The organism is Caballeronia grimmiae, assembly GCF_000698555.1.
GTDB classification, from domain to species: Bacteria; Pseudomonadota; Gammaproteobacteria; order Burkholderiales; family Burkholderiaceae; genus Caballeronia; species Caballeronia grimmiae.
The window spans coordinates 1-2058 of record NZ_JFHE01000107.1; the positions used below are offsets into that span (position 1 = coordinate 1).

The 2058-nt window shown below is 61.1% G+C and carries 2 protein-coding genes; both read right to left on the reverse strand.

The features are described from left to right. Positions 1-724 (reverse strand): IS91 family transposase (locus BG57_RS30765; protein WP_035971049.1); only part of this gene is annotated, 724 nt, incomplete at its 3' end. A gap of 20 nt (positions 725-744) precedes the next feature. Beyond that, a complete protein-coding gene (locus tag BG57_RS30770; RefSeq protein ID WP_035971050.1) occupies positions 745-1620 on the reverse strand; it encodes a tyrosine-type recombinase/integrase in 876 nt (291 codons plus the stop codon). Positions 1621-2058 lie beyond the last annotated feature (438 nt).

A 2058-nucleotide genomic window follows, 5' to 3' on the forward strand; every position in this document is an offset into this window, starting at 1 on the left:
ACGGACGCTTGGCATACACGAACCATTCCGAGGCGCGCAGCGGCGCGAGCCACTGCGCGAAAGCCGCTCGGTCAGCGAGCTGCGCGTACTCACCAAAGAACTGAAGGCGTCCACGGTGATGGGCGTCGGCGAGCGCTTCGAGGAAGCGTCTGCGAAACAGGCGCGAAAGCACGCGCACGGGCAAGAAGAAGCCCGGCCGACAGGCTATCCAGCGTTCCCCGTTGGCTGACAGGCCGCCGCCCGGGACAATGCCGTGCACATGCGGATGATGCGTGAGCGCTGAGCCCCATGTGTGCAGCACGAGCGTGGCGCCAATGTCGGCGCCTAGGTGTTTGGGGTCCGCCGCGATGGTGCGTAGCGTCTCGGCCGCGATGTCGAATAGCAACCCGTAGATGACGCGCTTGTTATACCAGGCGATAGCACTGATCGGTGCGGGAAGCGTAAAGACGACGTGATAGTACTCGACCGGCAGCAGATCAGCCTCGCGCGCTTCGAGCCAGCGGCGCGCGGCACTAGCCTGACACTTCGGGCAATGGCGATTACCACATGAGTTATAGGCGATCTCGGTTCGTGCACAGCCCGAACACCGCAACACATGTCCACCCAGCGCCGCGCTGCGGCACTGTTCGATGGCCGACATCACCTTCAGCTGCCCGAGGCTCAGTGCTACCGTGCGTCGCCACGTGGCCCCGCAGGCGCGGAAGATATCCGCGACCTCTAACATCGGGTGTGACCGCGCGCGTGTTACTCGGTACGCAGGCGCTCCAGCGGGCTGACGACTTTTTGCAGCAAATCGGTGGCGACCTGGGCGTAAAGCGCTGTCGTTTCAAGCTTCTTATGGCCAAGCAGTACCTGAATCACACGGATATCTACCTGCTGTTCGAGCAGGTGCGTGGCAAAACTGTGGCGCAGCGTATGCATCGATACGCGTTTATCGATTTGTGCGGCTTCGGCTGCAGCGCGAATCGCGCGATTCAGCTGCCGTGGAGTCAGCGGGTCAACAGGATCCAGTCCCGGAAATAACCAGCCGCCATCGGGCATCTTGCCTTGAGCGCGCGCCACGCGCCACCAGACCCGCAAGCGCTCGAGCAGCACCGGCGAGAGCATCGCATAGCGATCCTTACGGCCCTTGCCCTGTTCGACGCGCAGCGTCATGCGCTGGCTATCGATGTCGCTCACCTTGAGCGCGACCACTTCGCCGGCCCGCAACCCGGTGCCGTAGGCCAGCGACAACGCCGTCTGATGCTTTAAATTACCGGTTGCCGCGATCAGTCGCCGGACCTCGTCGGGGCTAAGGATAACCGGCAGTATGCGCGGCACACGCACTGGCTGCATTCGAGCCATCAATTCCGGCTTCTGAAGCGTGATCTCGAAGAAAAACTTCAACCCAGTGATCGCGGCATTGAGGGAAGCGGGCGACGTTCCGCGATCGACCAAATACAACTGGTAGTTTCGCAGGTCTTCGACAGTCGCCGTATCGGGCGAGCGCTTAAGGTATCGAGCAAATTCACGCACAATGCGCAGATAGCCTGTTTGAGTTGCGGGAGAAAGCTGGCGCATGCGCATGTCGTCCGTCATGCGCTGACGCAGCGGGCTGACGCCCGGTTGAGTGGAGGTCATGATGCGGCTCCGTTGAGCAACGAGGCGGATTGCCCCGACCATCAACATACGGAATCGCGCCGCAGCCCTCTCAAGGCCCGCCTAGTCGGGCCGTAGCCCCCTACCGCGCGAGCGGTTTCGTTCACCGACCCTTTGCCGACGGTCGGTGTTCGGCGACCCTATCGTCTGTTTTGCGACTCGAAGCGGCCACTCAACGGTCCTTGCTACGAAGGAAACCTAAGGCAACGCGGGCCGAACGCAAATAGGCGCTGGACTGGCATTCTTATTCGTTTGCGAGACGAGAGTTTCCAACGGAAACCGCCGAAACAGGTGGCCTTTCAGCCCGAAACAGCGCCTCAATCATGGGATAACCGCGCCGATATTCTCTCCCTATTGCTCTGGCGGCATCTGTTGATCATAGGCTTTCTGCGCCTGATCAATCTCATGCAAATGCTTGAT

Coding starts and splice junctions, on each gene's coding strand:
- BG57_RS30770 (WP_035971050.1), bottom strand. CDS start 1,620: ATGACCTCCACTCAACCGGGCGTCAGCCCGCTGCGTCAGCGCATGACG.